Genomic DNA, 24,148 nt, shown 5'->3' with positions numbered 1-24,148 from the left:
AAGGTGACTGCTGACCTGACCTGCCGAGCTGACCAATTGACCGGGGGCTTCCGTAGCGCGATGCTGATACTCACTTTGGAGGCCCACGACGTCCCTTGACCCAGCACTCGCGCGATACCCCCCAATTTTACCTTACGGCGCCGTCCCCCTGCCCGTATCTGCCGGGTCGGCATGAGCGCAAGGTGTTCACGCACCTCGTGGGAGAGCGCGCCGGTGACCTCAACGACCTCCTGACCCATGGCGGCTTCCGCCGCAGCCAGTCGATCGCCTACCGCCCGGCCTGCGACCAGTGCCGCGCCTGCGTCTCGGTCCGGGTCATCGCCAACGAGTTCCGCCCCTCCCGCAACTTCCGCAAGGTGATGGCGCGCAACGCGGACATCATCGGCGAGCAGCGCAGCGCGGTGCCGACCTCCGAGCAATATTCGGTGTTCCGTGCCTATCTCGACGCCCGCCACCGCCATGGCGGCATGGCCGACATGACCGTGCTCGACTACGCCATGATGGTCGAGGACAGCCATGTCGAGACCCGCATCATCGAATACCGCAAGCGCGGCCCCGACAGCGGCATCACCGGCCGTGGCGAGGAGCTGATCGCGGTCGCACTCACCGATGTGCTCAGCGACGGCCTATCGATGGTCTATTCATTCTTCGAGCCGGGCCAGGTCAGCCGCTCGATGGGCACCTTCATGATCCTCGACCACATCGCCCGCGCCCGCCGGCAAGGGTTGCCCTACGTCTATCTCGGCTACTGGATCGAGGGCTCGAAGAAGATGGACTACAAGGCCCGCTTCCTGCCACAGCAGCGCCTCGCGCCCTCGGGCTGGCTGCGGATCGACGCACAGGGCGATGCGGCGTCCGAGCCGCAGGATTAACCCTCACGGTTGCCCCTTCCGACCTCGCGCCGGCTTTCAACGCGCCAGAGCTACGACTGCCTCCGGGCCGGCCGCTTTGGAAATGCCCTCGCGGCCGAGGATGAATTTGAGCGCAGAGATTCCGGGAAGGAAGAAATAGCCTCCCCCCAGCGTCCGCGTAAAAGCAGCCAGCGACACTTCCTCGCCGCTTGCCAATCCCGGCATCGAGAAGCTCCTGGTGGCAGCGGGCTTGCCGACGAGAGGGTCGTCCTGGTCGTTGAGGCAGACGAACCGGGGATTTCGCAACCAGCGCTGGTAGATGAACTCGAACTGCCGCTCGAGATCGGCGTTGCACGCGATGAAGAAGATGCCCTTGCGCGGCTTATCGTTCGCAACCTCCTCGCGATAGGGCCGACCTCGGCGCAGCAGCCGGTGCAGCTTGACCGACTTGATGCTCGATTGCACGTCGATGCCGAGCGTATCCCTCGGATTGACCCGGCGGATATGGGCTCCCTTCGGACAGCCAAAGCCGTTCGCGTCGTCGACACGAAAGCGAAATGCATCGGCTTCCGAATCCGAAATCGAAACGTCGGGATCGCCCTGCCACGACAATGGCTTTCCATTCTTTCGACGGCCCATCACCTTCTCGCAGACGGCCTGGCCGTAGACCGCTTCAAATTTCGCGAACGCGTCGACATCCTGCTCAATCTGGCGAACCGCGAGATAGGTTCCGTTCAGCGCGAAGCGGCCGCTCGTATACGTGGCATCGCCCGGCCATCGCTTGACGTTGGGGCAATAGGTCAGCTCGTCATATTCGTTGCGATAGCCCAGAATGAATTCCCCCGGGGCGACGACGCGATCCTCGTACAGGATGCCGGCATCCCGCCTGATTTTCCTGCGCTCGGCGCCGCGCTCTTCCCTGAGCTCGCTGATCACGGGCTGCGCGAGGCCATCGCGAAACCCGAAGGACTCGTACAATCTCTCTTCTTCGTCGCCCGCCTTCTGCTGGAAGGCGCAGGGGTCGTTGTCGATCTTGATGACATCGAACACGCTGGGATCAGGATCCAGTTCTGCTGACTTCTCCGGCGCGCTCGCCATCTCGGCAGCGTTCCGTCGCATTCTCCATTCGCCAACCAGGACATGCACGGGGTCGCCGGCACCGCCTTCAACATCGGACCAGCGCCATTCTCGCGGGCTGTCCCTCAACAGCAACGCGCGCAGGTCGCAGCCCATGCCGCTGCTGAACGGGGACGGGAACGGATGCGCAGCAGTCTCGTCGCATCCGAGCTTTGCCAGCCCCAAATAGCTGAAAGCGATCGCGACGGCATCGTCGACGGGGTGGGTCCTCGATTTCCTGACATCGGCGGCACTGACGACCAGCTTCTTGTCGACGAGCCCTGCGAGCCACGCCCGGGCATCGTCCTCGCGGCCCGCCTTGATCGTCAGCAGCCAGAAGCGGCTGGTCTTCAACCAGCCAAAGCCGCTTCCGAGCATTCCCTGAATGTCCTCGAGCTGTTCGGAGAGATGCGAAGCCTTCATGTTTCGATCGCCCTCATGATGAAGTCGTCGTTCCTGTCGTTGCGCTCGCCGAACAGGGCATCGCGCAGGCCGGTCGCGAGGTCGATCTCCTCGATCGTCGCTTTGCACGCGTCGAAGCGATACATGTGCGGAAGCATGCTGTCGCGGGCGTAGGACTTGAATTTCAACTCGCACTTCACACCGCGAAAAAGCACGAAACGCGTCGGCGGAAAATCGCGCGGCACCTTGATGTCCGGCTGCCCGACCGCCGCCGATCCCCGCGGCCTCAGCGTCGTCCATCGCCAGGCCAACGTGGTCCCGATCGTCGCGCCGTTGATGAAATCGTCGAGGTAACCGCCGAAATTGCCGTCATAGTTCGAGCAGAATAGAAAGCGCCGGCCGTCCTCGATAATGTGCCAATGGCCGAAATGGATACCCGGTGCATCACCGAGCCGCCCCTCGGTGAAGAACACCCGCCCAAAGAAGGTCACGACACGCAGGGACACACGGATCCACCAGGCACTCCATCCGTTCGGGCTGCGGATATCAGTCAGGCTGACCATGTGCGCGGTCCCACTGGCCAACAGCGCTTCGCACTGGTCGATTGACGGATGAACCTGCTGGGCCCGGGCAACATCGTCTTCGTAGGGATGAAAGAACCACTTGCTCAAGGCCTCAAACCGGCGATTGATCCAGGAGAAGAAGGTCCCGATGCAGAGCAGCGCGACGATCGCAAGCACGCCGAAGAGGGCGAGCTCCCATCCCGGAACCCGCGCAGTCAAAGCCGTGATCCCTTCCATGATCGGCTTGGGATAGAAGACGAAGACCACCGCGCACACCAAAATGGCAACGAGCAACGGCACGACCACGATCCAGCCGACCACACGGGTGGAGAATGACGACCACGTCTCGGTCGGCCGTTCGAGTTCGCGGCGGACGCTGTCCACCCATCGCCGCCAGGGCGCGAACAGGGCCGGCAGCGCGACCAGGAGCAGCCACCCCAGGAACAGCAGCGCGACAAAGGCGAGAAGCGCCCTGACGCTCGCCCACACGATCGCCATGCTCACAGTGCTTATGACGTCCACCACGGACTGCACGTCGGGCCAAGATGCGCCGACGAACCAGGTGATCGCGCCGAACAATCCTTTCGGCAGCGCGCCCACGAGCCAGACCAGGGCCAGCCACAAGCCGAAAATCGTGAGCCCATAGCCGACCTTTGCCGAGATGCTCGCACCCTTCCCGCGCCAATAGGACCGCGGTGCAGGCTGCATCGCCCAGTCGAAGCGCGGGTCCTGGAATGCCCGCTGCGCCAGCGCAAGCGCGAACGATGCACGGTCATCGCCGTACATGGCTCTCAACTTGCGTCCCTCGTCCCGGGTCCATATCAGGAGATCGTGCTCCTTCCTGATCTGGCGGGCCGTTCGGTCGCGAGGACCGACGAAACCGCCATCGGCGAGACTGAGCCACCCGATCAGCTTGTCGAACAATTGTCCGTTGCGCGCGCTCACCAGCGCAGGCCCGCCGCCGGGCCAGTAGGAGCTGAAGAGCGACCACATCGCGCCGCTGGGATGATGGACCAGCCTGTACAGCATGTCCTTGGGGTCGATGCCTTCCTCGACGGCAAGCTCGAGCATCAGCAGCGGCGCCTGGTCCTCTGCGTCCGTGCGCGCCGGCAACAGTGCGATGGACGCGAACTGAATGACAGCAACATCGTCAAACAGTGCATTCAGCGCGGACTGCATGTCTCCCGAGTCGGAAAAATCCACCGCGCCGCGCCAGCCTGGCGCAATGATGCAGATCATCTGTTGCCGGACCATTTTGAGCATGGACTGTCCTTCCACGATCCGTCAGACGAACTTCACGCGCATGCGAGACATCAATGGGCCGTCATAGGCGATGGCCTTGCCCTCGCCCCGCGTCAGTCGCAGCTCGGGCAGGATCAGCAGACCGATCAGCGCGCTGGTCAGGATTTCGACCGCGTAATCCTTGGCAGGACATTGGCGGGTGCCGTATCCGAACATCAGCCAGCGCAAATCCTGATGCGGCCCCCAATTGCGGGCGGGACAGAACTGACGGCTCTTCTTGACCACCCTGGAATCGAACAGGGCGGCAATCGACCAGATCGCCATCTTGCCGCCAGCGGAGCACGGCGCGTTGTGCCGCGCCCCGGTCTCGAATTCCGTATCGCGCGGCACGTCGCGCGCGAGCAGCGGAAAGATGGGCCGAAAGCGCATCAGCTCGAGCACGTGCTCGCGCACCAGATCGCGGAACTTGGCGTCTTGCCAAACGCGGGCCGGCCCGAGCCGCTCGGCTTCCGCCCGCAAGGCCCGGTGAACCCCGGAGCGCCCGAGCAACTCCTGCACGGCCAGTGCCCCCGATTGCACCGTGACCGGATGCGAAATCCAGGCAAGACCGGCGGCATTCCGCGTGATCTCGCTGGCGGTGCTGTGGACACCCCAAGCCTGTTCGATGTCGCGGCTCACGGCGGCGATACGTGCCCGCAACGCATCCGAGCAGAGTTCTGCCCGTCGCTGAACCCTCAGCGTCGCAGTGCTTCCGGCAAGGAGCTGGCCTGCGACATATCTGATTTCCAGGAGATATTGCCGTTGTAGCCCCGGGTCGTTGAAATTGCCATGCGCGCCCGCCACCACCTTGCCCGTTGCCGCTCCGAACAGCGGATCCATCGCTCGAAACACGATCCACATCAGGTAGTCGTCAATGAGGTCGAACGACTTGTTCGTGCCGAGTTGCCCAAGCTGCTCGACGAGTCGCTGAACCTCCTGATCGGCCGCAGCCGGCAAGCTCGCAGCCAGCAAAGCCAACCGGGCATCGAGCAGACGCCGGTCGTCGTGGTAGGTAGGGCCCGGATCCATGCCAATCAGGTAATCGCCGGCGGCCAGATTGGCCGCATGGGCAGAGTTCGAGAAACTCTGCGGCCTGGTCAGGACACCCTTGACCGCACTGGCGCGTGCCGCCATGCCGAACCAGCCGCCCGCGAACGGCCAAAGCCGAAACAGGGCACCGACGGCTCGCAATGCCCTCGGACGGCGATTGGCCCAACAGAAGATCCCATAGGAGAGGCTGCGGAGCCCCGGCGGCATTGCATCAGGAGTGCCAGCTGAGATTTTCATGCTGCGTACCCGTCCTTCCGCCAATCTGCGAGCGCCGCGGCGGCCCGCATCCGGTAGTGAGGCATGCCCAGACGCTCCGCCGCCTCGGCGGTTCGCTTGAAATGCGCTTCGGCCCCGGCCTGATCGCCGGCCTGCCGCAGCGTTTCGGCGAGCTCATACAGGGCTTCGGTCTGGTGTCCGTATTCCTCGGCGGCTTGCTCGACCGCTTTGCGTCCGACGGCGATCGCATCGTCCAGTCGTCCGAGCTTGCGATAGGCGACACCCAGGCTCACACGCATGAACGTCCTGCCATAGGGGCCGGCCGCCTCGTAGATGCGATCGGCGAACCCCTTCTCCAGCATGGGCACCGCTTCGGCGGCCTTGCCATTGCGCGCCAGCGCGCTGCCGAGAACGCCGGTGCAGACGGACAGCATGGTCGGCACGTTGTGCGTCATGCATTGCTGCACACCCGTGCGCATCAGGGACTCGGCACGGTCGAGCTCCTCGCGTTCGACCCAGATCTGCGATTGGACCGTGTCGATCAACAGACGGGAATATGGGTGATCGATGTTCGACAGAATCTCATAGCTCTTGGCGAAGAAATCGTCCGCCGCGCCGCCATCCCCGAGGCGCCACAGCGTGCTGGCGTGAAATGCGTACAGGTTGATGATCGGAATCGCCGCCCAGCCGGGCTGGACATAATGCGCCGACAATTCCGGTTCGTAGTCCGACAGCAGGATCCGGCCCTCGGCCGCCGCGTCCGCGTACCGCCCGAGCGCATGCAGATGCATGAGGCGGGTCTGATGCGCCGCCATCATCATGTGACGACGCTGTGCGAGGCGAGCCGCTTCCAGTCCCTGCGAAGCGTAGCCCAGACCTTGCTCGAAACGTCCGCGCATCCACAGAAACACTGCCGTCTCGGTCGAAACCGCCGCTCGTGCACGCTGATCGTTCAGTTGCACGGCGATGGCTTCAGCCCGCTCCATGTTGTCGAAGATCTCGTCGATCTGCCCGAGAGCCAGCATTGCGCCAATGGCCTCCAGCCGGAGCGCGAGTTCCAGGGTCTGGGCGGTCGTCGCGCCCTCGACGCGCCGTGCCGCCTGGATGCCCTTCTCCAGCAATTGGACGGCCTCCCGATTGGCCGAGCGCGAGATGGCACGCGCCATCGACTTGACGGCGAATCTTGCCGCCTGCTCCCATTCCTCGCCCCCGAAGGCATGATGCGCCAGTGCCGGCGCGGCATCGACATCGGCGGCCCCGGGCTGGGCGTGCAGCGCCAGGAAGGCTTGGCGATGCAGCGCCTTGAGCCTGGCGCGCGTGAGCACCCCGAGCACGACGTCACGGACCAAGGCATGGCGGAACGCGAAGGCGTGCGATCCGTGCGAGCCCCTCGCCTGGTCCGGACTCGTCAGCAATCCGGATGCGACACAAAGGCCTAGCAATTCTTCGGCGCGATCGAGGTCCACGGCCTGCATCGCGGCAACCAGATCGCGCGTGATGGGATCACCAAGGATGGCCGCAGCCTCGAGCGCCGACTTTGCGGCTTCGGGCAGCCTGTCGACCCGCGCCCCGATCACCGCCGCGATGGAGCCCGGCACCCGCAGCTCTCCGAGAGGCCTCTGCAAACGGTAGGCGCCGGGGGTCCCTTCCAGCGACCCGTCATCGATCAGCGTGAAAACCAGTTGCTCCAGGAAGAAGGGATTGCCGTCGGCACGGGCGACCAGTTCGGTCATGACGCCAAGCACGGACGGATCATCGCCGAGACAGGCGCGCGCGAGCTGGAGCATTTCTCCGTCGCCCAGCGGCTCGATCACGCGCTCGGAAAACCAGGACGCCCGACGCCACTGATGGTCGAAATCCGGTCGATAGGTGACGCAAATCAGGACCGGCAGCGCCTGAAGTTTTGGAAGCAGGCCCTCGAACAGCCGCCGGCTCTCGCGGTCGGCCAGGAAGACGTCCTCGAGCACGAGCAGGAAAGCGCCGGACCGCACGCGTCTGCGCACGAGCCAGAGCAACGCCTCGCCGATCCGGCGCCGTCGTTGCGCCGGGTTCAGCGCCAGCCAGGCCTCATCCGGCGCCGCAAGTCCCAAGAGATCATTGACCGCCGCCAGATGCTCGGCGCCGTCATCGGGCCATTTCGCAATCAACGCCTGCTTGGCGGAATGCCGAATGTCTGCCGCGCTGGTTTGCGCAAGCCCGACCAAACTTGCAGTCAGATCGGTGGCGGTGCTGTAGGCCCGCGTGCTCGCATACCCTCTCGCCTGCGAAAAGCAGACGTCCACGCCCTCTTGCGCGAGGCTGTCCATCCAGTCGACGATCAGGCGCGACTTGCCGATCCCGGCATCGCCACACAACCCGATGGTTCGCATTCCGGACTTTTGAACGGTCTCCAGGGTCCCTTCCAGGATCCTCAAGGTGTCTTCGCGTCCGATCAGAGGCGCCCAGCGCGGCTTCCGCGTCAATGGCGCAGCCGCCGAACTTTCGGTCTCCACCACGACTTCATGCACTTCGATCGGAACATCCAGTCCGCGCACGATCCGCACGCCCGCCGTACGCGTGTCGATCTGCTGCGCGACCAGCCGCTGCGTCGCGGCGCTGATCAGGATGCCGCCGGGCGGCGCCATCTTCTCAAGTCGCGAAGCGAGATGGATTGTCTTTCCGTCCGCGCCGTAATGGGACCACCGGTACTGTCCGACGATACCGACCAGCACCTCGCCCGAATTGATACCGATGCGCAGCGTCGGGCTGACAACGCCTCCCACGTCATGGGCTGGAATGGATGCTCTCTGCATCTTGAGAGCGGCAAGGCACGCCCGCAAGGCGTGGTCTTCCTGCGCCACGGGCGCGCCGAACAAGGCGACGAGTCCATCGCCGAGCAACTGGCTCACCGTGCCGCCATAGGTCTCGACCGCTTCAGCCAACCGGTCCAATGCCCTGCCGAGATAGGCGCGGGCTTCCTCGGGGTCGACATGCTGCAACAGGGAGGTCGAATTGCAGACGTCGACGAACAGCACGCTGACCTGCTTGTTTTCAGTCAGCATCTGCGAGCGAACGGGAAGATGATGGTGCAGCTGCACGACGTGCGCATCGCGGTCCGGGGCGCCCGGCTCCTCCGCGTTACGATTGAGACTCGCACCACATTGAGAGCAGAAGCGATGCTCGCGGGAAATACGGGCTGAACAAGCGGGACACCTGGTCACGGCAGCACACACTCATCAATGACTTGTACGAAATTACCAACGCGTTCTGGCTTGAACATCGCCCCTTCGGGGCGTGAACCCGCTCAGCAGAAAAACAAGCTGTCGATCAATCCAAACGATCAAATCAAAAATTTCGTGCGCCAACTCTATTCGCGCACAACCGATAGATGAGTCCGGAGAATTGCAGTGGTCGCTCTTGGTCCGGCGCAGGACCCGCCGATCATCCCGCCGGAAGCAAAATCAATGCTGAAACAGGGGTTATTATTGTACGCCCGGTCAGCAATTGCAACTAGTATACGCGCGCCGCGCAAATTGAAAAGTGACAGTTTGCCAAATCGAGTTCCGACGCCAGGTTTTGCAACCCCTGCGCGCGAAATCGAAAGCAAAGTCGCCAGCTAAGACACCTAACGGGGCAGATGCTCGCTTTCGCAAAGGTCACGCTCGCTGCCTGATCGGGGGCCGTTCGAGCAAGGCCCACTTGAACGGGCCGGATAGATAGCCGCCGCCCTCACCCGAACAGCGTATCTACCAGCAGCTTCACGTTCAAAATCACGATGACGCCCGCGACGATCCACGCGATCGCCGCGACATATCCCGGAATCGCGAACTGCCCCATCTTGCGACGGTCGGAGACGAAGCGGACCAGCGGGATCACCGCAAAGGGCAGCTGCATCGACAGCACCACCTGGCTGAACACGAGCAGATCAGCGGTGCCGCGCTCGCCATAGATCGCCGTCACCACGATCACCGGAACGATGGCGATGCCGCGGGTGAGCAGGCGGCGCGCCCAGCTCGGCAGGCGCAGGTCGAGAAAGCCTTCCATCACGATCTGGCCGGCGAGCGTCGCCGTCACCGTCGAGTTCAGGCCGGAGGCGAGCAGCGCCACCGCGAACAGCGTCGAGGCGATACCGAGGCCGAGCAGCGGCGATAGCAGCTCGAAGGCCTGGCCGATCTCGGCAACGTCGGAATGGCCGCTCTTGTGGAAGGTTGCGGCTGCGACCACCAGGATCGCGGCATTGATGAACAGCGCCAGCATCAGGGCGATGGTCGAGTCCATCGTCGCCCACTTGATCGCCTCGCGCCGGCCGGTGTCGTTGCGCTCATAGGCGCGCGTCTGCACGATCGAGGAATGCAAATAGAGATTATGCGGCATCACCGTCGCGCCGATGATCCCGATCGCGATGTAGAGCATCTCGGGGTTGGTGAAGATCTCGCTCTTCGGCATGAAGCCGTGCAGGACCTCCGCCACCGGCGGCGCCGCAGCCACGATCTGGACCGCGAAGCAGACCGCGATCACCGCCAGCAGCGCGATGACGAAGGCTTCGAGGAAACGGAAGCCGCGGTTCATCAGCAGCAGCAGCAGGAAGGCATCGAGGGCCGTGAGCAGCGCGCCGCCGATCAGGGGAATGCCGAACAGCAGCTTCAGCGCGATCGCGGTGCCGATGACCTCGGCGAGATCGCAGGCGATGATCGCCGCCTCGCAGGCGAGCCAGAGCAGGAAATTCACCCCGGGCGAATAGGTGGCGCGGCAGGCCTGCGCGAGGTCACGGTCGGTGACGATGCCGAGCCGTGCCGCCAGCGACTGCAGCAGGATCGCCATCAAATTCGAAAGCAGGATGACCGACAGCAGCGTGTAGCCGAACTTGGAGCCACCGGCGAGGTCGGTCGCCCAATTGCCGGGGTCCATGTAGCCGACCGAGACCAGATAGCCCGGGCCGACAAAGGCGAGCAGCCGGCGCCACCAGCGGCCCGCGGCCGGAATGGCGACCGTGGCGTTGACCTCGGCGAGACTTTTGGTGACGGGCGCATCAGCGCGCCAGCCGGCGGCGTCGGGACTCAAATCAGGCGATCGGGCATCCATGCGGCGAGAATACCGAAATCGAGTCTTATTGCAACTCATTTGCAACTGCATCTAGCGGCATGGGTTCCCGCTCCGGCCGTTATTCGCCGCCGTGTCGGGAAGCGGGTGGGTTTGGCGGCCGTTGGCGCCGGATACTGGCGCCAACCCGACTTTGCAGGAAATGAGCCATGTCAAACCCGCCTCGCCTCCCCGACACCTTTGGCCGCCTCGCCTGGTCCAACCTCGCGGCGCAGTCGGCCGAGCAGATCGCGCTGGCCGCAGCTCCCATCGTCGCGGTGCTCACGCTCGGGGTCGCGGAAGGCCAGACCGGCCTGCTGCAGACCGCGCTGACCCTGCCCTTCGTGCTGTTCGCGATTCCGGCCGGCCTGCTCGCCGACCGCATCTCGCGCCGCTCGCTGATGGCCGGGGCGGAGGCGCTGCGGGCGGTGGCCCTCGGGACAATCGTGCTGCTGCTCGCGCTCGGCGCCCTCAATCTTCCGCTGCTGGCGCTGCTCGGCTTCGCAGCCGTGTGCGGCACCGTCGTCTACAGCGTGGCCGCGCCGGCGCTGGTGCCGTCGTTGGTGAGCTCCGACCTCCTGCCGGCGGCGAATGCCCGGATCGAGCTGGCGCGCACCGTCGCCTTCGCCAGCGGACCCGCCCTCGGCGGCGCGCTGGTGGGATGGTGGGGCGCGAGCCCGGCGTTCGGCTTCGCCGCGGCGCTCTCGGCGATTGCGGTGGTGCTGCTCTCGGGCATCTTCGAACCGGCGCGCGCGCCCGCCCCGCGGCGACCTCCGTTCCAGGATATCCGCGAAGGCGCGGCCTTCGTATTCCATCATCCGCTGCTGCGGCCGGTGTTCATCACCCAGTTCATCTTCAACACCGGCTGGTTCCTGCAGATCGCGGTGTTCGTGCCCTATGCCGTGCGCCATCTCGGCCTCACCGCCGCCGGCGTCGGCACGGTGCTGACCATGTACGGCGTCGGCATGGTGATCGGCGCGCTGTTCGCGACGCGCGTGATGCAGCGCGTGGCTTTTGGCACCGTCGTCGGCCTCGGCCCGGTGACGGGCTTCGTTGCAGCTGTGGTGATGGCGCTGACGGTGCTGGTCCCCTCGCCCTGGCTCGCGGCGTTGAGCTTCTTCCTGCTCGGCGTCGGGCCGATCCTCTGGGTGATCTCGACCACGACGCTGCGCCAGTCCGTGACGCCGCCGCGCCTCTTGGGCCGCGTCTCCGCCATCAACATCATGAGCTACGGCGCGCGCCCGCTCGGCTCGGCGCTGGGCGCGGTCGTCGGCGGCCTCTGGAGCGCCGAAGCCTGCCTTTATCTCGCGGCCGCCGTGTTCGGCGCGCAGGCGCTGGTGATCTGGCTGTCGCCCGCGGTGGCGCTGGATCGGCAGCCGGACATGGTGGGGGATGAAGTCGCGGCGCGGTGCTAATTCGCCAGGTACCGCTCGTAGCTCCCCGTCACCGGCTCGCTGGCGTCGACCTCGGGATCGAGCGTGTAGAGATCCTGCGCACGGCCGATGCCACGCAGCGCGTAGCGGCCGGTGGAGACCAGATAGCGCCGGCCGGCGGCATCCAGGCCCTTGTAGAATTCCGCCGATGCCAACAGCTCGCGGTCGACCGAGCGGCTCATCGAGGCGATGCGGCTGACCTCGTTGACGGTCGGCCCGACCACCGTGAAGTCGAGCCGGTCCTCGCTGCCGATATTGCCGTAGAAGACCTCACCGACATGCAGGCCGATATAGGCCGACGTGGTGGGACGGCCGTCGGCCTCCCGCCGCCTATTCAATGCCGCGACGTTCTTGCGGAACAGATGCTCGGCGCGGAGCGCAGCGCGCCGCGCATCCGCCATGTCCTCACCCCAGAACATCGCGAGCACGCCGTCCCCGATCAGCTTGAGCACGTCGCCGCCGGCCTCGTGGATCGCGTCGATCACGGCCTGCGCGTAGTCGTTGAGGAACGGGATGATCTCGTCGGGGCCGATGCTCTCGCTGATTCCGGTCGAACCGCGCAGATCCGAGTACCAGAGCACGGCGTTGATGCGCTCGGTGACGCCGCGCGAGATGCGGCCGCGCAGCACCTGCTCGGAGGCGTCGCGGCCGAGATAGACGCGCCCGAGCGTGCGGGCGATGTCGACCTGCTGGGCCGATTTGATCGCGAGCCCCAGCACCGGCACGAGATCGCGTAGCGCTTCGAGCTCGCCGCCGGAGAAGCCGCTGTCGCGGCGCGTGGTCCAGCAGGAATAGAGGCAGTCCATCAGGCCGAGCGCGCCGTTCTCGCCGAAGCGGTGCACGAAGGCGAGATAGTGCTTGTGGCCTTTTTCGGCGAGCTCGCCGATCTGGGAGAAATCCATCGACGGCGCGTCGGCCAGATCGATCACCATCTCGTCGTGGCCATGCTCCAGCATGTGGAAGAACACCGAGCGGCGCCAGCTTGCGGCGGCGTCGCCCTCGGCGGTCGAGCGGTATTCGAACGCGTCGCTCTCGTTGCTGGGACGGTCGCTCCAGCGGAAGCCGCGGCCCTCATAGATCGGATGCAGCGTGTCGATCACGACCAGCGCACGCGACAGCTCCAGCCCCTCGGCGCGGCAGCGCTCGCAGAAGCCGCGGAGCAGTTCGTTTTCGGGAAGGCCCGTGAGCCCCTGGCCGGTCAGCCAGTTCATCAGCGCAAGGCGCGAGGTCAATTGCATGCGCCATTATGGCGTGCATTCGTGACGGGCGAAAGGCCGCGCGCGAACGTGCACAACGAGGCTCCCGCCCGCAGCAGGTCGAATATGCCACAGGCGCGGTTGACGCGCTGTCGTGCCGGCTGCAAATGGAACCGATGTCACTGCCGACCAGAAATACAGGAATATGAGCCAGCGCCAGCTTCCGATCATCCTGGCGCTCGGCACCACGCAGACCCTGGCCTGGGCATCCAGCTATTATCTGCCGGCGCTGATCGCCGATCCCATGGCGCGTGACCTCGGCGTCTCCTCCAACTGGATCTTTGGCGCGTTCTCGGCCTCGCTGGTGATCTCGGCGATGCTCGGCCCGCGCATCGGCCGTCAGATCGATCTCGTCGGCGGCCGGCAGGTGCTGTCGGCTTCGAACCTGACCATTGCCGCCGGCCTCGCGCTGCTTGGCTTCGCACATTCCGTCCCGGTGATGGTGTTCGCCTGGCTTGTGCTCGGCATCGGCATGGCGATGGGGCTCTACGACGCTGCCTTCGCCGCGCTGGGGCGCATCTACGGCACCGAGGCGCGCAGGCCCATCACAGGCATCACGCTGATGGCGGGCTTCGCCTCCACCGTCGGCTGGCCGCTCACGGCCTGGGGCCTGTCCCATATCGGCTGGCGCGAGACCTGCTTTGCCTGGGCCGCTGCCAACATCCTGATCGGCCTGCCGCTCAACTTCTTCATGCTGCCGACGATCAAGGGCGCCAGGCAGGCGGCGGCGGCTGAGAAGCCGCATCTGCCGCTCGACCGCACCATGGTCCTGCTCGCCTTCATCTTCGCGGCGGTCTGGACCGTCACCGGCGCCATGGCCGCGCATTTCCCGCGCATCCTCGAGACGACAGGCGCAACCCCGGTCGAGGCGATCGCCGCCGGCGCGCTGATCGGCCCGGCCCAGGTCGGCGCGCGCATCCTGGAAGCCGGCTTCCTCAGCCGCTTCCATCCGCTGTGGTCGACCCGGCTCGCCTGCCTGACCCACCCCATCGGCGCGGTGATCGTGGCGATCTTCGGCGGCGCCGCGGCGAGCGCGTTCGCGCTGTTCCACGGCTCGGGCAACGGCATTCTGACGATCGCGCGCGGCACGCTGCCGCTGTCGATCTTCGGCCCGAAGGATTTCGGCTACCGTCTCGGCATCATCGGCGCCCCGGCACGGATGGCGCAGGCGGTGGCGCCGCTGACCTTCGGCCTGCTGATCGACCTCATGGGCGCCAAGGTGCTGATCGTCTCGTCCGCGCTCAGCCTCTCGGCGCTGGCGGCGTTGTTCCTGATCCGCACCAAGCCGCGGCCGGATTGACCATGCCCGAGGTTTCGCGCACAAGCGGGCCATGACCGACGACGCTGGCCCGCCCCGCACATTCAAAAGCCTCCTGCGCTGGGCCACCACCCCGCCGCAGGCCTGGGGCGTCTACCTCCTCGCCGTTCTCTTGATCTGGCTGGTCTCATTCTACGCCGGCACCCTCAAGCCGAAGAAGACGCCGGACGCGAGCCCGCCCACAGTGACGGCACCAAAAGGCTGATCCGCCTTAGTCGTAAAACTCCGGCGCCAGCTTCTGGCTGTCGCGCTGGGCCTTGTCGTGGTTGATCCAGAGCTGCGCCTTCTCCTTGGCCAGGGTGTCAGCGATCTTCTGCATCGAGGCCGCGGTCTGGTCCTTGTCGACGTTCATGCTGGGCACGCGGCGGTTCTCCCAATTATCCCTAAAATGGACGGCGTCGCCCGACAGCACCACCGCGCCGGTCTTCGGCAGTTTCACCAGCAGCGACTGGTGCCCGGGCGTGTGGCCGGGCGTCGACAGGATGGTCACGCTGCCATCGCCGAAGACGTCCTTGTCGCCGTTGAGCAGCTCGACCGGGTGCGATGGCTTGAAGCGCGGCTCGTTGTTGGCGCCGGGCCAATCATATTCGGCCTTCTGCACGTAGAGCGTGGCCTGCGGGAACAGCTCGACATTGCCGGTGTGGTCGGGATGCGTGTGCGAGACCGCCATCGCCTTGACGTCATCGGGCTTCAGCCCAAGCTGTTCGAGCTGGGCGGCAAGCGTCTTCGGCCGGCGCCAGGTGGTAGCCTTGGGATCGGCGGGCACGAGACCATTCGGCATGCTCGCGACGGAATCGGCGATGCCAGTGTCCCACAGGAACCAGCCCTTGCTGTGCTTGACGAGGTAGCAGGTGTCGACGAAGTCCATCGACTTGCCTTCGTTCAGGCCGGGCGTCCAGCGCGAGATATCACCTGCGGTGCCCTCGCCGCAGTTGAGCACATAGAGCTTCTCGACGCCGGCCTTTTCCGATTGCGCCAGCGCCGCGGGGCCGGACAGAGCGAGCGCAGCGAGGGCGACGGCGAACGTGATCCTGGGCATCATTGTTCCTCCGATACAGCCATGCGGGCTGCGACCGAGGATCAACCCCGGCCGCATCGCAGAATTCCGCTCGCGTGGTTCACGTCAATGCAGGCAGGTCTCGACCTCCACCGTGACGTGACTGAGGCCCTTCAGCCCGGCGAGCCGCCGCTTGTAGACGGCCGGCTGCTTCGGCTTGTCGGACACCACCGAGAGCAGCACGGCGCAATGGCCGGGACCGACCTGCCACAGATGCAGATCAGTGACGCGGTCGTCGCCGACCTCCATGCGCGCCCGGATCACCCGCTCCAGCTTCTCATCGGCGCGTACGTCGAGCAGCACCGCGCCTGACGACTTGATCAGGCCGAACGCCCAGGCCGCGATCACCACGCTGCCGATCAGGCCGACCGCCGGATCGGCCCAGACCCAGCCCGAATACATGGCGACGGCAAGAGCTGCGATCGCCAGCACCGAGGTCGCGGCATCGGCCATGACATGGACATAGGCCGCGCGAAGGTTGTTGTCGTGATGGTGGTGATGGCCGTGATGATCATGGTCGTGATCCCCGTGGGCATCATGCGCATGGCTGTGGCCGTGATCATGACCGTGATGGTGATGATCGTGGCTGCCTTGCAGCAGCCACGCGCTGGCGAGGTTGACGCACAGTCCGAGGACGGCCACCGCGATCGCCTCGCCATACACGATCGGCACCGGATTGATCAGCCGCAGCACGCTCTCATAGGCGATCTCGACCGCGATCAATCCCAAAATGATCGCGCTGGCGAAGGCGGCGAGATCGCCGAACTTGCCGGTGCCGAAGGTGAAATGCGCATTGCCCAGATGCCGCCGCGCGAAACGATAGGCGAAAGCGGCGATGCCGAGCGCCGCCGCATGCGTGCCCATGTGCCAGCCGTCGGCGAGCAGCGCCATCGAGCCGAACAGCGAGCCGGCGACGATCTCACCGACCATCATGACCAGCGTCAGGACGACCACGAACCAGGTGCGCCGCTCGTTCTCGTCGTGCTTCTGGCCCAGAAAGGCGTGGTCATGGGTCCATTGTTCGATGGAATGGGAATGCATCGAATTCTCCAGGGGATTCAGGTCTGCTGGGGTTCAGTATAGACCGGCGGGCAGCACTTTTCGAAGGTCCAATCGTCCCGCGGATTGACAGTGCTTCTTAGTTTCGATGTAATCTGCGCCATGGGGATTTGAGCGATCTCCCCACGAGGCGACACGCCCAAGCATCGCGTCCCGTTCGGTTCTTGCGAGGACGCATCATGTCTACATTCACGACCATATCGTCTGACAAATTGGCACGGTTGATCGGCACGGCGAACACGCCTGTCCTGATCGACGTGCGGACTGAAGAGGATTTTGCCGCCGACCGGCGGCTGATCCCCGGCTCTATCAAGCTCAGCCACGAGAATGTGACCGACTGGGGCGGCGACTTCGCCGGCCGCCGGGCTGTCGTCTCGTGCTTCCGCGGCGAGAAGCTCGCGCAGGGCACGGCGGCCTGGCTCCGCCAGCTCGGCGTGGAGGCCGAGACTCTCGAGGGCGGCTTCGAGGGCTGGAAGGCGGCCAAGCTGCCGCTGGTCGACGCCCGCAAGCTGCCGCCGCGCGATGCCAAGGGGCGCACCGTCTGGGTCACGCGGGCGCGGCCGAAGGTCGACCGCATCGCCTGCCCCTGGCTGATCCGCCGCTTCGTCGATCCCAATGCGGTGTTCCTGTATGTGGCGCCGTCCGAGGTGGTCGCCGTCGGCGAGCGATTCAATGCTGCCCCCTTCGACATCGAGAACGTGTTCTGGAGTCACCGCGGCGAGCTCTGCACCTTCGACGTGATGATCGAGGAGTTCGGCATTGCGACGCCGCCTTTGCTGCGGCTGGCCACGCTGGTGCGCGGCGCCGACACCGCGCGGCCCGACCTCGCCCCGGAGGCGCCCGGCCTGCTCGCGGCCTCGCTCGGGCTGTCGCGGATGTATGACGACGACCTCGCGCAGCTCGAGGCCGGCATGACGCTCTACGATGCCTTCTACCGCTGGTGCCGCGACGCCACCACCGAGACCCACAACTGGCCGACCAACAAGGTGAAGGCGTAATGGACACGCGGAATGTTCAAGCAGGAGCTGATGCCGGTCACGGCATCAGCTTCAGCGAAGCGTTCCGCGTCTGGCTTCGCGTCGCCTGCCTGAGCTTCGGCGGGCCCGCGGGCCAGATCGCGGTGATGCACCGCATCCTGGTCGAGGAGAAGAAATGGATCTCCGAAGGCCGTTTCCTGCATGCGCTGAATTACTGCATGCTGTTGCCGGGACCTGAGGCGCAGCAGCTCGCCACCTATGTCGGCTGGCTGATGCATCGCACTGCCGGCGGGCTGATGGCGGGGGGGCTGTTCATCCTGCCCGGCATCATCGCCATCATGGGCCTCAGCTACATCTACGCGGCTTTCGGCAACGTCAGCTTCGTCGAGGCGCTGTTCTTCGGGCTCAAGGCCGCCGTGCTCGCCATCGTCATCGAGGCCGTGGTACGCGTCGGCAAGCGCGCGCTGAAGAACCGCATCATGATCGCACTCGCCGCTGCGGCCTTCGTCGCGATCTTCTTCTTCGCAGTGCCCTTCCCGATCATCATCATCGCGGCAGGCCTTATCGGTTATGCCGGCGCGCGAAGCGGCCGCGCCGAATTCGCGCCGGCCGGTCACGGCCATGGCGCTAGCGGCGCCGCGATCGACAGCATGCTCGGCGAAGCCGTGCCCGACCACGTCAAACCCAACATCGCGCGCGCGATCCGCGTCGGCGCACTGTGGCTGGCGCTCTGGCTGGTGCCTGTCATCGCACTGCTCCTGGTGCTCGGGCAAGGCAACGTCTTCAGCCAGATCGCGCTGTTCTTCTCGAAAATGTCGCTGGTCACCTTCGGCGGCGCCTATGCGGTGCTGGCCTATGTCGCCCAGCAGGCCGTCGAGCACTATCACTGGCTGAAGCCGCACGAGATGCTCGACGGCCTCGGCATGGCCGAAACCACGCCGGGCCCGCTGATCATGGTGCTCCAGTTCGTGGGCTTCATGGCGGCCTATCGCGACCCGAGCGGCCTGTCGCCGATGCTCGCGGCGACGCTCGGCGGATTGCTCGCGACCTGGGTCACCTTCACGCCGTGCTTCCTCTGGATCTTCGTCGGCGCTCCCTATATCGAGCGCCTGCGCGGCAACACCGGCCTCGCCGGCGCGCTCAGTGCGATCACCGCCGCCGTCGTCGGCGTGATCCTCAACCTCTCGATCTGGTTCGCGCTCCACACGCTGCTCCGCGAGACCGTGCCGGTGCATGCGTTTCCGCTGAACTTCGATATGCCGGTGCTGAGAAGCGTCGATGTGCCGGCGCTGCTGCTGGCGATCGCAGCAGCAACGGCGATCTTCCGGCTCAAGCTGGGCATGCTGACGGTGCTGGCGGGCAGCTGCGCGGCGGGCGTGGCGCTAAGGCTGGCGGGGGTGATTTGAGGCACGTACTCGTCGGTTCGTTGGTCCGGTTTGCTGTTGGAAGGCGACATCGAAGCCGACGCGGCTGCATGGCGGCTTTGGGCCAGCAAGAGACTCGCGCATCGCACTCGGCCGTGGTCGCCTGAACTATCGGTAGAGCCACGCCGAGGTTGCGCGCCGTACTGGGCACCTCATCGGCTACCAACAGCTTATGCATCGGGTTGTCGGGATTGACCAGGATCGCGATTTGCGAGGCCCCGGGCACCAATTCCCGGAGGATTTCTATTCGCTTTGCTACGAAATATTGCGTCGCAAAGCGGCGCGAAGCGACCCGGCCGGTCGTCGCGAGATCTGCGCCTCATCGTCGTCCCTCTGTTTGAGCTCTTAAAGTCCATGTCAGCGTCGCTAGGCTGGTCATCGGCGCTACGACCGTTACGCCTAACGCAGGAACACCCTCGGAGCGGCAGAGTTAAGCCGACAAACCACCTACCCCATGAAGGAGAAAAAGTCATGGCCCGCGCAACAGCCCATCCGGATCATCACTGCATCTCAAGCGAAGACATTCAAGGAACCGAGGTGTATGGAGCAGATGGAAAGAATATCGGTGAGATTGATCACCTAATTATCGACAAGGTGTCAGGTCGCGTGGCTTATGCCGTTATGAGCTTCGGCGGATTTGTCGGCTTGGGTCACAGCCATTACCCCATTCCCTGGGGCGCTCTGACGTATGATACGTCACTTGAAGGCTTCCGAACCAATATCACGGAGCAACAGCTGAGGGACGCGCCTGAGTTTAGCGATGACTCCTGGGAAGATCGAAATTGGGAAACCCGAACCCACCGGTATTACGGGACGCCCACCTACTGGGAAGGGCGAGGTGGCCTATAACGCCGACTAGATCAGCGAAATCCGATCGTGAGTGCCAGCTGAACTGATCGGCCGGCCCCCACGCGGTCGGATCAGATCTGGCAGCTTTTGATTTCGTCCCAAGGTTAGGAACCCCAATCCGGTCGCCAATGGCGGCGAGGTCTCAAGCTTGGATGACGTTCGCTGCCGCATTGTCGAGCGAAGCTCTGGCCTGTTCCTGATCCATTGGCGCTGCCTTGCCAGCCGCACTGTGGGCCCCCCGATGTCCCGTTCGGGTCACGAGTGCCATTTGGAATGGTAGGCTGGTTGCTTTCGGTCTCCCCAATGAGCCTCCTAGCTTTCGCCCTACCGGCTCGGCGCGAGAGCGTACGTACGCCTAAGGAAGAGGGATGACTGTTTCAGAGGAAGTCCGAGTTTGGCGGTTACGAGCGCGAGTCTTTGCGGTTGCTGGAGCCCTATGTCTCGCCTTGATTTTCTTGCTGAAGATTCTCGATCCAACCGAGTTCGCGAAAGGCTTGATTGGTCCGCTTGTTCTGGTGCTCGTTTTCCTTTGGCTGTACGGGCTGTTTTGCACCTATCGGTATTGGAAAGATTTTAGAGAAGATGAAGTACGGCGCGGCGGATCAGCGGAAACCGCGCGTGAAAAATGGCATAAACTGCACCCGCCCGCAGGCTAGATGCTGGTGGGACGCAACGGGCCAAAAGCAGCAATAAACGCCATCCTGGATTGCCGTCGGGATTGCCTCTGAAAGCCGAACTGACACGGGTTCGAGCCATCAGCTGCTAAGGGCCATATCCGGACTCATGCAGCGCAGCAAACTCTATTCAATCACTTCATCCGCGCGAAGGAGCAACGAGGTCGGCACGGTGACGCCGAGCGCTTTGGCAGTCTTCATGTTGATCACTAGCTGGAATTTGGTCGGCTGCTCGACCGGCAGATCGGAAGGCTTCGTGCCTTTGAGGATCTTATTGACGTAACCGCCTGCACGGCGGAACAGATCGGCTATATCGGGGCCATAAACGACCAATCCGCCATTCGCGAATTCTCGTGAGAGATGAATAGCGGGCAAACGATGCTTCGCTGCGAGCGCAACAATTCGGGGGCCCTGGACCACAGTCAGAGGGTCGCCAAGAACGATCATTGCATCGGGGCGCTGGGCGGCGGCCGAGGCAAAGGCGGTATCGAGCTGCTCAGCCGAGGTCGCCTCCACTATCGGCAGAGCCACGCCCAGGTTCCGGGCTGTGGGAGGAACCTCCTCGACTAATATCAGCCTGTGCATCGGATTGCCCGGATTGACTAAGAGCGCGATTTTCGAAGCGCCGGGCACTAGTTCGCGGAGGATTTCGATTTGCTTTCCGATTGTTACCCCTGCGGAGGTCGCGAGACCCGTTATATTGCCGCCTGGACGCGATAGGCTTTGCACGAGGCCAAGCCCCACGGGATCGAACACTGCCACGAATACGATTGGGATGGTGGCAGTTGCGGATTTCAGGGCTGTGGTTGCCCGCGGCGCCGCAGCGACGAGCACATCGGGACTGAGAGCAATCAGGTCGGCAACTGAAGCTGGCAGTCGGTCTGGGGGTTGGGAAAAACGATACTCGACAATCAGGTTTCTTCCATCGATCCAGCCCTGCTTTTGCAGCCCATCAAATAACGCAAGCTCGGCTTGATTGAGGGCCCGCCCGCTCCCATCACCTATAGCAAGGAAGCCAAGTCGATGGCGTCTACCCTGCGCCCACGAACGTCTCGGCGAAACCAGCAGCGCCGCAGTACCCGCTATGAACTCCCGCCGCTTCATTCGATCCTCATCGCAGCTTGAGGACGAGGTGACGCAGCGTATCACGCATCGATGGTCGTCGCACCTGCTGAGGCGGCAATTGCTGCGTCGCAATTACGGGGCATCGTGCAAGACGGCTACAGGTCAAAGGCCGAAAGTCTCGCTGAAAGCAAATCTGGTCTGCACTGCCGCAGATGGCAGACATCGATTCGGCCGTGAGGATTTCTCAGTCGAGCCAGCAGACGAAGTGTCGCTTGTCGCCTTCGTATGTTCTATTCGTCGTAGTTGCGCCGTTGACCGCGGCAAAAAACAAGGAGCCCCAATGACCCGTCCGTCCATGTTGCTGCGGGACTCTTTGATAGCCGGCCGTATGGTTTTGCTCAGGTTACAGTCATTCGGACGCCGTTCGGTGACGTGGTAAATGTGTCCGGCCAGGTCGCTTGGGATGCCGATCGAAACATCGTCGGTGCCGGTGACATCGGGCGTCAACTTGAAAAGAGCCTAGAAAACCTGGCTGTCGCATTGGCATCGGTTGGCGCGACGCTCGATGACGTCGGCTCACTCCGACTCTACATCAAGCTAAGTCACATGCATGAAAGTGGAGCGATCACCACCGCTCTCAGGGCGGCGTTCGGCGAGAACCCGCCCTGCGCAACCTGGATCGGGGTGCCGAGCCTCGCCAACGACGCTTTCCTGATCGAGGTCGAACCCTCTAACGTTTTTCTTGCGCGCAAGTAGATGGCTGACGGCAGCAATGGGTCATAAGCCGTCGATGATGACCAAGCTGGGCGACTTCCGTCTTGCTCTTGGAAGCTGTCATTCACGAGCACCCGTCCTCAAGGAAAAGCTCGTCGCAGCGCGCCCGTCGGGCAAAACAGCCCGGTCAGTTTGACCAAGCCGCCTGTCAAGCCCTACCTCGCAAAATATTCCATTTTACCGAAATTCGGATTTGTCGTACACACTGCTCACCCTGACCCGAGACAAGGGGCGGATCGCGATCGTCACGAACCGCGGGCTGGGTAGCGATGGACGCGACGGCGTCGGGCGCGAGCGGGCATTGCAGGGCGGGACACCGTGAGCAATGGCTTCGCGCAAACGACACGGCGCCGACAGCGTCTTCGTATGGCTTCGGGGGCGAGCACACGCCACCCCTCGGATTCCCAGCGAGGACGTGCGCGGACGGAGAAGTCGTGTGGTCCCGGCGCCCGGGGTTCTGGCGTCAAGCCTTGGCGGTGATGTGTGGCCGACCGGCACGCGCATCGATTATCCGCAAGGCGACGGGGGCAATAGTGCAACGCTCCCCGAGGAGAGCACGAAGGACACCGTTAAAACCATTCGCGCAGGGAAGGCCGGGCGATCCGGCGAGACCTGTAGTCCACCCCGTGTGCATCTCTTCTGGCGCACGGACTTACGGGTGCCAGCCGGCGCCCGGCCTTCCCTGCGCCCTTGTCTTTGTCGAGGGCGGCACCTGGAGCAAGACTCGGGCGAGACGCGCCGCGAGAAGGCGATGGTGCGCCTGCTTGATGCCTCCGTCAGAGTTTTAGAGCCTCTCAAACCTATCCCGCACCAAGAGCGAAGGCTGTAAGCTACCTCACAGCCAGCCAAGATCTTCGACATGGCCGAGGGCACTCGCCGCATGCCTGCGTGCTGCCGACACGGGCCGCTTCCTTCTTGCCACCCGCTCAATCGGGATGGCAATTCATCGTGTGGGAGCGGCGGGCGGCGCGAAAAGCTCGTCCGCGTTCCATTGGAAAGGCGCAGATCGAAGCCGACAACCTGTCTGCGCGCGAGCGAGTTTCGGCTTGCTCGGCCCCGCACCGGCAAGCATCCTTTCCGACGCAAGATGAAATGGACCCGGAATAGAAGCGGCAATCCCAGCAACAACGGACTTGCCCAACGATGTCGCTGCAATCGTGATGGTCACCAAAGATAGGGCGACGACAAGCACATCGGTCACAATGCGCTTCGAAAGGTGCCTTGTCATGAGTGGGACCCTCACAACCAAAATAAAGCACTGCGCAACTGGAATCTTGCATCGTAGGCAAATGGGTATTGAAGCGTGCTCACCGCACGTGAAGTGCTTGCGGCGGTTATACGCCGCTGATGAACAATGGTGTAGCAGCGATCCAGACCTAGTCTGGTGCGAAACGCGCAACAGGTTCTGCGGCTCCCTGGCGCTCGCGAAACTCGACTCTCGTAACCAGAGATCGTGTCGTCGACAATCTCAAGATCGTGGATTGTGCATTCGCGACCTCGAGAGATAGGGAAGTGCGGTCGATCTGTGAACTGGTGAGCAAGGTCCCGCCACTTGCTCGGTCGTTGCGAGCGTAGCGAAACAAGCGGCGCGTTCCCATCCATCACCGTCACCCTGAGGTGGCCGCTTCTTCAGCGGCCCTCGAAGGGCGACGGCCCGGCTGGCGCTGCCAAGATATCGAAACATCTCGGCCGTTCATCCTTCGAGGCTCTCGGCGCGATGCTCTT

At 64.1% G+C, this 24,148-nt stretch carries 18 protein-coding genes; 9 read left to right on the top strand and 9 right to left on the bottom strand.

From position 1 onward, the window contains the following. The first annotated feature begins 95 nt into the window (after positions 1-95). Positions 96-872, top strand: coding sequence for an arginyltransferase (locus tag A3AS_RS0123635; protein ID WP_018320036.1), 777 nt, complete (start codon positions 96-98; stop codon positions 870-872). A gap of 36 nt (positions 873-908) precedes the next feature. On the opposite strand, the gene A3AS_RS0123630 is transcribed toward A3AS_RS0123635, so the two are convergent. From A3AS_RS0123630 to A3AS_RS0123610, 5 genes are all read right to left on the bottom strand, one after another. Continuing rightward, entirely contained in the window at positions 909-2,390 is a 1,482-nt protein-coding gene (locus A3AS_RS0123630; RefSeq protein ID WP_018320035.1) for a Dyp-type peroxidase domain-containing protein, read from the bottom strand. Beyond that, entirely contained in the window at positions 2,387-4,195 is a 1,809-nt protein-coding gene (locus A3AS_RS0123625) for a hypothetical protein (RefSeq protein ID WP_018320034.1), read from the bottom strand. Before A3AS_RS0123625 ends, A3AS_RS0123630 begins: the two co-directional genes overlap by 4 nt. Positions 4,196-4,216: 21 nt before the next feature. Next, positions 4,217-5,347, bottom strand: a complete 1,131-nt coding sequence (locus A3AS_RS0123620; protein ID WP_245283265.1) for a cytochrome P450 — start codon at positions 5,345-5,347, stop codon at positions 4,217-4,219. 149 nt (positions 5,348-5,496) lie between these two features. After that, positions 5,497-8,556, bottom strand: a complete 3,060-nt coding sequence (locus tag A3AS_RS0123615; protein ID WP_245283264.1) for an adenylate/guanylate cyclase domain-containing protein — start codon at positions 8,554-8,556, stop codon at positions 5,497-5,499. Positions 8,557-9,187: 631 nt separating this feature from the next. Further along, positions 9,188-10,540, bottom strand: coding sequence for an Nramp family divalent metal transporter (locus A3AS_RS0123610; RefSeq protein WP_018320031.1), 1,353 nt, complete (start codon positions 10,538-10,540; stop codon positions 9,188-9,190). Between the two features lie 167 nt (positions 10,541-10,707). On the opposite strand from A3AS_RS0123610, the gene A3AS_RS0123605 reads away from it, so the two are divergent. Next, complete coding sequence (locus A3AS_RS0123605) at positions 10,708-11,952, top strand: MFS transporter (RefSeq protein ID WP_018320030.1); 1,245 nt, start codon at positions 10,708-10,710, stop codon at positions 11,950-11,952. Here the strand turns inward: A3AS_RS0123605 and A3AS_RS0123600 are convergent. Further along, on the bottom strand, positions 11,949-13,208 hold the full coding sequence (locus A3AS_RS0123600; protein ID WP_018320029.1) for an adenylate/guanylate cyclase domain-containing protein: 1,260 nt from the start codon (positions 13,206-13,208) through the stop codon (positions 11,949-11,951). The genes A3AS_RS0123605 and A3AS_RS0123600 overlap by 4 nt on opposite strands. A 163-nt stretch (positions 13,209-13,371) precedes the next feature. Here A3AS_RS0123600 and A3AS_RS0123595 point away from each other — a divergent pair, with 163 nt between their 5' ends. Beyond that, positions 13,372-14,526, top strand: coding sequence for an MFS transporter (locus A3AS_RS0123595; protein WP_018320028.1), 1,155 nt, complete (start codon positions 13,372-13,374; stop codon positions 14,524-14,526). A gap of 31 nt (positions 14,527-14,557) precedes the next feature. Next, positions 14,558-14,749, top strand: coding sequence for a hypothetical protein (locus A3AS_RS0123590; protein ID WP_018320027.1), 192 nt, complete (start codon positions 14,558-14,560; stop codon positions 14,747-14,749). Positions 14,750-14,755: 6 nt separating this feature from the next. Here the strand turns inward: A3AS_RS0123590 and A3AS_RS0123585 are convergent, their stop codons facing one another. Then, positions 14,756-15,586: an N-acyl homoserine lactonase family protein gene (locus A3AS_RS0123585; protein WP_018320026.1), complete on the bottom strand. Its 831-nt coding sequence runs from the start codon at positions 15,584-15,586 to the stop codon at positions 14,756-14,758. An 81-nt stretch (positions 15,587-15,667) separates the two neighbouring features. Then, entirely contained in the window at positions 15,668-16,642 is a 975-nt protein-coding gene (gene dmeF / locus A3AS_RS0123580) for a CDF family Co(II)/Ni(II) efflux transporter DmeF (protein WP_018320025.1), read from the bottom strand. A 197-nt stretch (positions 16,643-16,839) separates the two neighbouring features. Between dmeF and A3AS_RS0123575 the strand changes: the two genes are divergently transcribed. The 4 genes from A3AS_RS0123575 to A3AS_RS47535 all read left to right on the top strand — a co-directional run bounded on the left by A3AS_RS0123575 (position 16,840) and on the right by A3AS_RS47535 (position 20,566). Continuing rightward, positions 16,840-17,658: a chromate resistance protein ChrB domain-containing protein gene (locus A3AS_RS0123575; protein ID WP_026202293.1), complete on the top strand. Its 819-nt coding sequence runs from the start codon at positions 16,840-16,842 to the stop codon at positions 17,656-17,658. Then, positions 17,658-19,043 (top strand): chromate efflux transporter, encoded by a 1,386-nt coding sequence (gene chrA, locus A3AS_RS0123570; RefSeq protein WP_018320023.1) that lies wholly within the window; start codon positions 17,658-17,660, stop codon positions 19,041-19,043. Before A3AS_RS0123575 ends, chrA begins: the two co-directional genes overlap by 1 nt. 489 nt (positions 19,044-19,532) lie before the next feature. Further along, the gene (locus tag A3AS_RS45455) at positions 19,533-19,910 is read left to right on the top strand and encodes a PRC-barrel domain-containing protein (RefSeq protein ID WP_018320022.1); all 378 of its coding nucleotides are present in this window, start codon (positions 19,533-19,535) and stop codon (positions 19,908-19,910) included. A 368-nt stretch (positions 19,911-20,278) separates the two neighbouring features. Then, positions 20,279-20,566 (top strand): hypothetical protein, encoded by a 288-nt coding sequence (locus A3AS_RS47535; protein ID WP_157644363.1) that lies wholly within the window; start codon positions 20,279-20,281, stop codon positions 20,564-20,566. Between the two features lie 144 nt (positions 20,567-20,710). Here A3AS_RS47535 and A3AS_RS0123565 read toward each other — a convergent pair whose 3' ends face one another. Then, the gene (locus tag A3AS_RS0123565) at positions 20,711-21,688 is read right to left on the bottom strand and encodes an ABC transporter substrate-binding protein (RefSeq protein ID WP_018320021.1); all 978 of its coding nucleotides are present in this window, start codon (positions 21,686-21,688) and stop codon (positions 20,711-20,713) included. A gap of 402 nt (positions 21,689-22,090) precedes the next feature. Here A3AS_RS0123565 and A3AS_RS43765 point away from each other — a divergent pair, with 402 nt between their 5' ends. Further along, complete coding sequence (locus tag A3AS_RS43765) at positions 22,091-22,405, top strand: RidA family protein (RefSeq protein WP_018320020.1); 315 nt, start codon at positions 22,091-22,093, stop codon at positions 22,403-22,405. Positions 22,406-24,148: the final 1,743 nt, after the last annotated feature.

The sequence above is a fragment of the Bradyrhizobium sp. WSM2793 genome, from assembly GCF_000379585.1.
In the GTDB taxonomy this organism is placed as follows: Bacteria; Pseudomonadota; Alphaproteobacteria; order Rhizobiales; family Xanthobacteraceae; genus Bradyrhizobium.
This window is presented reverse-complemented; position numbering and strand designations above follow the sequence as displayed.